The 8,037-nt window shown below is 76.4% G+C and carries 7 protein-coding genes; 1 reads left to right on the forward strand and 6 read right to left on the reverse strand.

Features of this window, described 5'->3' with window-relative positions; all coding sequences use genetic code 11:
• From ACLIYP_RS28085 to ACLIYP_RS28110, 6 genes are all read right to left on the reverse strand, one after another.
• Window positions 1-187: hypothetical protein (locus ACLIYP_RS28085; protein WP_412715902.1), on the reverse strand; the 187-nt coding region annotated here is incomplete at its 3' end.
• A gap of 81 nt (window positions 188-268) precedes the next feature.
• Window positions 269-631 (reverse strand): DUF6479 family protein, encoded by a 363-nt coding sequence (locus tag ACLIYP_RS28090; protein WP_412715903.1) that lies wholly within the window; start codon window positions 629-631, stop codon window positions 269-271.
• Between the two features lie 42 nt (window positions 632-673).
• On the reverse strand, window positions 674-1,729 hold the full coding sequence (locus ACLIYP_RS28095) for a nucleoside triphosphate pyrophosphohydrolase (RefSeq protein ID WP_412715904.1): 1,056 nt from the start codon (window positions 1,727-1,729) through the stop codon (window positions 674-676).
• Window positions 1,730-1,756: 27 nt separating this feature from the next.
• Window positions 1,757-4,063 carry a polysaccharide pyruvyl transferase family protein gene (locus ACLIYP_RS28100; protein WP_412715905.1) on the reverse strand — a complete coding sequence of 769 codons (2,307 nt, stop codon included), beginning with the start codon at window positions 4,061-4,063 and terminating at the stop codon, window positions 1,757-1,759.
• Window positions 4,060-5,499: a hypothetical protein gene (locus ACLIYP_RS28105; RefSeq protein ID WP_412715906.1), complete on the reverse strand. Its 1,440-nt coding sequence runs from the start codon at window positions 5,497-5,499 to the stop codon at window positions 4,060-4,062. The genes ACLIYP_RS28100 and ACLIYP_RS28105 overlap by 4 nt, the downstream gene beginning before the upstream one ends.
• 135 nt (window positions 5,500-5,634) lie before the next feature.
• A complete protein-coding gene (locus tag ACLIYP_RS28110) occupies window positions 5,635-6,285 on the reverse strand; it encodes a SurA N-terminal domain-containing protein (RefSeq protein ID WP_412715907.1) in 651 nt (216 codons plus the stop codon).
• 360 nt (window positions 6,286-6,645) lie between these two features.
• Between ACLIYP_RS28110 and ACLIYP_RS28115 the strand changes: the two genes are divergently transcribed.
• Window positions 6,646-7,776, forward strand: a complete 1,131-nt coding sequence (locus ACLIYP_RS28115) for an acyltransferase (protein WP_412715908.1) — start codon at window positions 6,646-6,648, stop codon at window positions 7,774-7,776.
• Window positions 7,777-8,037 lie beyond the last annotated feature (261 nt).

The raw sequence follows: 8,037 nt of genomic DNA on the forward strand, positions 1-8,037 counted from the left end.
TGTCGGGGACCTGGGCTGCACTGGACGCGCAACCCTCCTGGTCCGCTACCTCACCCAGGGCCGTGCCGACGGCCACCTGCGCGCCCCGGCCGTGCCCGTCGGGGCGGGCGAGCCGGGCCGCCGCACGACGGGTGCGGCGCGCGCCGCGTTCCAGGGCCGTCGCGAAGGTCGTCACAGGGGTGGTCATGAGGGCACAGTCTGTCGGCCCTCCCGGCGCGCATCAACGGTCCGGCCGGTTCGGGCGCCGACCGGACCGGGTACGGCCGGATCAGGTGTGGCCGGGGCCGCCGGAGCCGAAGCCGCCGCTGCTGCCGGGACTCCAGGTGGGGCGCTTGTCCGGGTCGGCGGGGTGGGTGTCCTCGTGCTCCTGGAGCTCGTACGGGAGCCGGCGCCTGCCGTCGCGGGGCAGCGCCTCCTCGTCGCGTACGCCGTCCTCGTAGACGATCGGCTCGTCCGGGCCCTCGGTCGGGGTGGAGATGCCCTCGTCGCCGCGATTGAGCAGGCGCAGCCCGTACACCACGGCCAGGACCAGCAGGGTCGCCACCACGACCCCCGCGACGAGGGGGCCGATGCCGATCGTCAGATCGGAAGCGGCCAGTGGGATGTGATCCGCTGCGTAGATGCCGTTCATGGCCTTCGCGTACCCCCGTGCGGCCCGGTCACTCGGCCCGGGTCACTCCTGCCGGTCTCCGGCTCCCGGGGCCGCTGTGCCCGCCCTGAGGGCGCTCTCGGCCGCCCGTATGGCGTCCCGGTAGGTGCGGGCCGCCGCCCGCAGGGCCGTCTCGGGGTCGGTGCCCTCGGCCTCGGCACGGGCGGCCAGGGCCAGCAGCTCGTAGCCGACGCCCTCGCCCGCCGGGAGGGCGCCGACGCCCGCGGTGCGGGCCCGGCCCGCCAGCTTCGCGGCCAGGGCGAGGGCGGGCTGGCCCAGCGGGATGCCCTCGGTGACCGACTCGCGCCGCTTCTCGACCGCCTTGGTGCGCATCCAGTGGGCCTTGACCTCCTCCGGCGTGGCCGCGGTCTCGTCGCCGAAGACGTGGGGGTGGCGGTGGACCAGTTTCTCCACGATCGCGGCCGCCACGTCGTCGACGGAGAACGGCTCGTCGGGGTCGTCCTGGGCGATGCGCGCGTGGAAGACCACCTGGAGCAGCACGTCGCCCAGCTCCTCGCGCAGGGCCTCGCGGTCGCCCTCCTCGATGGCCTCGACCAGCTCGTACGCCTCCTCGATGCCGTACTTCACCAGGTCCTCGCTGGTGCGGGTGCCGCTCCAGGGGCACTCGGCGCGGATGCGGTCCATGACCTGCACCAGGTCCAGCAGGCGGGCGCCGGGCAGGTCGTAGGAGCCGGGCAGCAGCTCCAGTTCGGGCATCGCCTCGCGGCCGGAGCCTGCCAGGCGGGCCAGCCCGTCGGTCAGGCGCGGTTCGCCCTCGGCGCCGGCGAGGACCACCACCGTCCGGCCGCCGCCCGCCTCCCGGGCGCCGCCGGCTCCGTCCGCGCCCGTGCAGGCGTCCACCAGCTCACGGGCGGTGGGCCGGGCGGTCTCCACCTCGACGCCCGCCTCCCGGACGTACGGCAGCTGCGGGTGGCCGGGGTCCGGGCACAGGACGCGGTCGGCCGTGCGCAGCGCCTGCCAGGCGGGCCAGGACAGCAGTCCGGGCGCGACGCGGTGGCTGGTGGTGAGCAGGACGATGCGGCCGGTGGCCGGGGCGGGTGCGGCGCTGGAGGGGTTCACGCCCCGAACGTAACCGATCGGCGCCGGTCACCGTGCGGGGACCGGCGGGCCGGGGTCGGCGAGGCCGGCGGCCTCCACGGGGACGCCCAGGCACCGCTCCAGCTCGGCGAGGTTGGCGCGGGTGGTCTCCCACAGCAGCCGCTGCCGCCCCAGGACGTCGGCCACCGCCGCGTCGTGGTCGTCCAGCAGCGCCGCGGCCCGCTCGGCCAGCTTCGCGCCCAGCTCCCGGTCGTGCACGGACAGCCCCCACTCGGGGCGGTCGATGTCGGCCAGGAAGTACGCCAGCTTGGGGTGCGAGATCAGGCTGAGGACCGGGGTGCCGCAGCCGAAGGGGATCATCCCGGCGTGCCCGCGCATCCCGATGACCAGGCGGGTGCGGCGGAAGCGCTCGTAGATCCCGGCGTTGGGCAGGTCGTAGAGCGGCTCGACGGGCAGCGCGATGCCGTGCTCCCGGCGCAGGTCGTGCACGAACCGCTCGTCGGCGGGCGTGTGGGGCGCGTACCGCACCTCCGCGCGCTTGCCCAGTTCGCGCACCGCGGCGGCCGTCTCGGCCAGGAAGTGGCCGTAGTCGTGGCCGAAGCGCAGGCCCGCGCGGTCGTACGCGCAGTTGAGCAGCACGGTGTCGTCGCGCCGCACGGGGTCGGTCCAGCCGGGCGAGAGCCTGCGCAGCACGGTGGTGGGGCACGGCTGGTAGCGCACCTTCTCGCGCAGTGAGGGCGGCAGCAGCGCCCGGACGCGTTCGACCGAGCCGTGGTTGCGCAGGCCGAAGAACGCGGCCTTCTCCACCAGGGCCCGCAGGCTCTCGGTGAACCTGGTGCGGCGGTACGCCTGGCCGTCGAAGACGTTGTAGCCGACCGCGAGGACCGCCAGCGGCACGGTGATCCGCTCCAGCATCGCGTCGGGGACGTTCCACTGCCAGGCGCTGTTGCCGTTGGGCCAGGTGTCGGGGAGGAAGAGCCCGCCGCCGCCGACGACCAGGGCGCGGCGGGCGTTCACGCGCTCCAGGGCCACCTCGTCGAAGAGGCGGTGGACCGGCACCGGCAGCCAGCGGCGCGGTCCGGTGTCGGCGCCGAAGCACAGCCGTACGGCCTCGGGGAGCACCTTGTCGCCCGCGTTCTCCTGGCCGGAGGCGAACAGCGCCACGTGCGCGAGCTGCCCGTCGCCGGGGACGTCGGGGGCGGGCTCGCCGGGCAGCAGGGCCAGGTCGCGGCAGGTGCGGTTGACGGGCTCGGCGTCGAGCCCCTCGCGGGCGTACGCGCGGGCCGCGTCGTCGTCGCCGCGCAGCCACGCCAGCCGCGCGAGCCGGCTGAACGCCTTCGGCGCGACCGCGGGCGAGGCGGTGGCCAGCAGCAGATGGGTCTCGGCCTCGGCGTGGCGGGACTCGGCCATCAGCGCGCTGCCCAGCGTCTCGTGGAAGCGCGGCTGGTCGGCCCTGGGGGTGACCGACAGCAGCACCTCGACGGCCTCGCGGTAGCGGCCCTCCTCGGTGTGGACGAGGGCGAGCGCGCGGGCCAGGTCGACGGTGGCGCCGCGCTCCAGCAGGGGGCGGGCGAGATGGGTGAGGAGGGCGGGGTGCTTGGGGCCGGGGAGGGAGCAGTAGGCGGTGCGGAAGTCGTCGTCGGCCATCTCGTGGCGGGCGCGGGCCCGCTCGGCGGGGGCGTACTCATCCCCGTGTCCGGTGCCGGTGCGGTGTCCGGTGCCGGTGCCTTCCGCGCCGCCGAACCGCAGGATCACCGTGTCCCCGGGGACGGGCAGGCCGCCGTGCAGGCGGCGGACGGGGAGGTCGTGGCGGCCGTCGAGGGGCACGACGCACCCGGGTACGCCGTCGCCGGTCAGCAGGGCGCGGGTGGAGTCGGCGAGCCACTCCCGCTGGAGGACCAGCAGGCCCTCGTCCGCCTGCACGCGGGGCTCGCCGGAGGGCATGGGGAGCTGCGGGACCGCGCCCACGCCGTGGCGCAGCCGCAGCAGGGGGCCGATGTCGCCCAGCACCACCATGTCCGGGCCCAGCACGATCACGGTGTCGTACTCGTGCGCCCGCAGCGCCTCCCAGCGCCCGTGCCGCGTCCTGCGGGCGGTGATCCGGGGGTGCAGGCGCCGGGCGGCGTCCAGGGCGGAGTCGGGCAGTCCGGGGTGGAGGAGGAGGAAGTCCTCGCAGACGCGGGGGTTGGTCAGCGCCAGGCTGCGCAGCAGGGTCAGCAGGCCGGGGAGGGTGTCCTCGTCGGCGTGGCAGGCGAAGGCGATACGGCGCCTGCCGGTCAGGGCGGCGGTGTCGGTGGCGTCGGCGGTGCCTGCTTCGGTACCGGTGGCGGGCGAGGGTGCGGGGGAGGCGGTCATCGCAGGGAGATCCTCGTGGGGGTGCTGTCCTCGGCCCGGGCCTCGGCCCAGGCGCGTTCGGCGGGGTGCAGCCGGCCGGGGCCCGGCAGGTCGAAGCCGATCAGGTCCACGGCCCGGCAGACGCCGAGGAAGTCCAGCAGTCGCAGCATCGTGAAGGCGGTGGTCGGGCCGGGGTCCGCGGCGCTCTCGCCGATCAGCGCCGGATCGGTCACCGGGTGGCGGAGCGAGGCGTCGCCGACGCGGCGCTGCGCGCCGGGGACCAGCCGCCGTACCGCGCGCAGCCACTCCTCGGCCGGGTCGCCGAACACCAGCCGGATGCCGACCCGGTGGTCCAGGCGCGCGGTGGTGCGGTGGGAGAGGGCGTGGATGTCGGTGCGCTCCCCCGCTCCGGGGACGTCCAGGGGGAAGGCGTCGCAGCGGACGACGAGGTCGTAGGCGTCGATCCCGGCGTCCGGCACGTGGTCGGCGAGCCGCGGGGTGTTCGCCACCAGGCACACCGTCCGGCCCGCCACGGCGTTGCGCAGGTCGCCGACCGCGAGCGGCTCCCCGTCGCCCCCGCCCTCGCCCCTGCCGCTCCCGCCGCCGAGGAGGGGGTCGGGCATCCGGTCCCGCTCGGCCAGCCGGCAGTACGCGGCGTACAGCGCGGCGAGGTCCCTTACGGCGGGGTCGGCCGCGCCGCGCTCGCGCAGACGGTGGTCCATGTAGGCGGTGAAGGCGGCGCGGACCCCGGACGCCGGCAGGCCGCCTCCGGCCGCCTCGGCGAAGGCGCGGGCCTCGGGGCAGTCGTCGGCGGGGAACAGCCGCAGGGCGCCGGCCAGGCACTCCCGCCGCTCGGTGAGCGCGGCCAGGCGGGCGGCGGCGGCACGGGCGCCCGGGCCGGGCCCGGAGAGGGCCAGGTGGCGTTCGTACGCCTCGGCGGAATCGGCGCCGCGTCCCAGCCCCTCCAGGGCGCGGGCGCGCAGCAGCCAGGCGGCCCTGGAGTTGCGGCGGACGGTCAGGGCGGTGTCGGCCAGGAGGAGGGCGAGCCGGAGGTCGCGGGCGTCCGCCGCTGCGCGCCCGGAGGTGTGCCCGGTCGTGTCCCCCGCCGGGCACCCCGCCGCGTCGAGGGCCGCGTCACCGGCGCGCAGCAGGGTGTCGAAGCACTCCTTGTCCGCCACCGGGCCGGAGGAGCGCCCGGCGGCCGCGCCGCGGACGGTGTGCGCGGCGATCAGGGCGCCGAGCGCGGCGACCAGGCGGACGCGCCCCGCGTCCGGCCGTCCGCCCGGCCCGGTGGACGGCCGGGCGGACGGCCCGGTGAGTTCGGCGAGCCGGTCCGCGCAGGCGCGGACGCATCCGGTGAGCGCGGCGCGCGCCTCGGCCTCGCGCGCGGCGCCCGGCCGCAGGCGCGGGATCCCCGGCCACGCCCGCGGCGCGGCCCCGGGCCTCTTCGTCCTCATGTCTCTCCACTGTTCGGCGGCGGGAGGCCGAACAGTGCCCGACCGCCGCGCGGCGTGCGTGACGCCGCGTCGGCTTCCGGGTGAACAGTGGCGGAATCGTCGGCGAGGACCGGCGGGCCGGCCGGGGACCGGCCGTCAGGCGGGCTGCTGCGGGTCCGGGCTGGAGACGTTCCTGATCCACGGCTCCTTGGTGTCGGTCAGGGTGATCTGCTTGTCGTCCCAGGCGCCGAAGCGCGGGTTGACGGTCACGTCCAGCTCCTCGGAGGCCTCCGCCAGCGCCTGTGTGATCTCCTGCTGGCCCTGCGGGGTCTGGAGGTTGGCGCCCAGCTTCTCCGCCAGCTTCTGGACCATCAGCTGGGAGCGCACCGCCCGGTCGATCTCGTCGGGCGCCACGGCCCGCTGCTGGAGCATCATCGCCTCCAGCGCCTCGGGGCCGCCCACGTTGCGCTCGGCCTCCTCGCGCGCCCGCTGGACCTCGCCGCGGCTGACCGTCACCCCGGCGTCCCCGGCGGCCCGCTCCAGCACCCGCTCGAAGACCAGGGAGCCGACCGTGCCGCGGGTGAGCTGCTCGGTGTTCCTGACCAGCTCGGCGCTGCGGTCCGACTCGTTCTGCGCGGCCCGTACGGCCCGCACCTGCGACTGCACCTGCTCCATCGTGATCCGCTCACCGCCGACGACGGCCGCCGCGCCCGGGTGGGCTTCGCTGCCGCACGCGGTCAGCAGCGGCGCCGCGACGAGCACCGCCGCCGCGGCTGAGAGGGAGAGCGAGGTCCTGCGGCGGAACATTGAGCCTCCTGAGTGCGGCTGTGGAACGGGTGGTGTGGACGGTGCTGGGGAACACCTGTGCAATGCCGTCCCGGCGATGATCGATGCTAGGCAGTCGGCGTGACTCCCACCACCGTTTCGGCACTGTTTCGGCAAACGAGCCGACGGCCGCGGGGATGCGCCGGCCGCCCGGCTCCGGCGCGGGCGGGCGGGACGGGGTGCGGCCCGGGGCGGGGCGGGGGCGGCTCCGGCAGTGTTCGCCCGTCGTTACCGCTCCGTACACCCGGGTGCCCGAGAGTGGCCTCCGTGTCCAACGAAACAGCCGTGCAGACCCCGGAGCGCGGCCCCGACGCCGGCGCGGGCTCCGGGCAGAGCGACCACGTGCGGGACGCGCCCCTCCCCGGAGTCCCGGCGCCCGCCGCCCACCCGTCCTCCTCCGCGCCCGCCCCCGTCTCCGCCCCCGTCTCGGCGACGGCGCACGCGCCCCGCGAGCACCGGCACGACATCGACCTGATGCGGCTGATCTGCTCGGTCGCGGTGATGCTGGGCCACATCGGCGGCGTGTTCATCGCCGCGGTCGACCGGCAGGAGGCGAACGGGCCCGGCGCCTACTGGACCGGGCACGTCGTGGAGGCGCTCAACCCGTTCGCGGTGCCGATGTACTTCGCCATCGCCGGGTGGGCGGTGCTGGTCGGCGCACCGCCGCGCGACAGCCGCCGCATGTGGCAGCGGATCGTGCGCAACTCCGTGCCGCTGTTCGTCTGGACGGCCCTCTACCTGCTGTGGGGCCGGGCGTGGGGCACCAACGACGGGCCGGTGTCGCGGCTCGCGCTGGAGGGCCTGTTCGGGTCGGTGCGGCCCGCGTACCACCTGTGGTTCATGTACGCCTACATCCCGCTGATCGCCGCCCTGGCCTTCGTGGTGCTCGTACGGGCCGGGAAGCGGCCGTGGGGCCTGGGCGCGGTGCTGCTGGTGCTCGCGTCGGCACCCTCCCTCATGGGGGACCTGGAGCGGTGGACCGGCTGGGACCTGCCGCGCTTCGGCTGGGGTTTCGGCGTCTACCAGGTGGCGTACGCGCTGGGCGGCGCGATGCTGTTCGCCCTGCCGGCCGGGGCCCTGGGCCGCCTGGCGGGACGGCGGTGGGTGTGGGCGGCGCCGATGGCGCTGACGGCGGCCGGGGTGCTCTGGTACCACACCCACGTCCACTACGTGATCCCCAACGCGCACCTCCTGGTCGCCGTGATGACCGGCTGCGTGCTGCTCATGGTGACCCGGGTGCGGGTGCCGGAGCGCTGGGTCCCGCTGCTGTCGAAGCTGGCGGGGGCCGCGCTGGGCGCCTACATGGTGCATGTGATGGTGATCTCGGCGATCGTGGAGCCGCTGGTCTCCGCGGACGTGCCGGGCGCGGTGGCGGGACCGCTGTTCGTGGTGCTGCTGGCCGCCACGGTCGCGGTGTCGTTCGGTGCGAGCCTGCTGTGGGGGCGGCTGGGGCTCCGCAGGTATCTGGGCTAGCCGGCACGGGTCCACGGGGGCCGGGCCGGAGCCCCGGCGGGTTCCGGCCCGGCCCCCGTGCCGGCTCGCGGCGCGTGGTCCGCGGTCCTGTCCGGGCGCGGTCCAAACGCGGTCCAAACGCGGTTCGGACGCGGTTCGGACGCGGTTCAGGTGCGGACCGGACGCTCGATCGGGCGCGGCTCACGGCCGCCCGGCCACGGCCCGGCCCCGGTGCTCCGGGGCCGGGCCCCGCTCACTTCCCGCGGGCGCGGGCGGCCGCCG

It is taken from the genome of Streptomyces nanhaiensis (assembly GCF_046614825.1).
Classification (GTDB): Bacteria; Actinomycetota; Actinomycetes; order Streptomycetales; family Streptomycetaceae; genus Streptomyces; species Streptomyces radiopugnans.

Bases quoted from the DNA above. Each gene is read 5' to 3' on its own strand.
- ACLIYP_RS28090 (WP_412715903.1), bottom strand. From the start codon at position 631: ATGAACGGCATCTACGCAGCGGATCACATCCCACTGGCCGCTTCCGAT.
- ACLIYP_RS28100 (WP_412715905.1), bottom strand. From the start codon at position 4,063: ATGACCGCCTCCCCCGCACCCTCGCCCGCCACCGGTACCGAAGCAGGC.
- ACLIYP_RS28105 (WP_412715906.1), bottom strand. From the start codon at position 5,499: ATGAGGACGAAGAGGCCCGGGGCCGCGCCGCGGGCGTGGCCGGGGATC.
- ACLIYP_RS28110 (WP_412715907.1), bottom strand. From the start codon at position 6,285: ATGTTCCGCCGCAGGACCTCGCTCTCCCTCTCAGCCGCGGCGGCGGTG.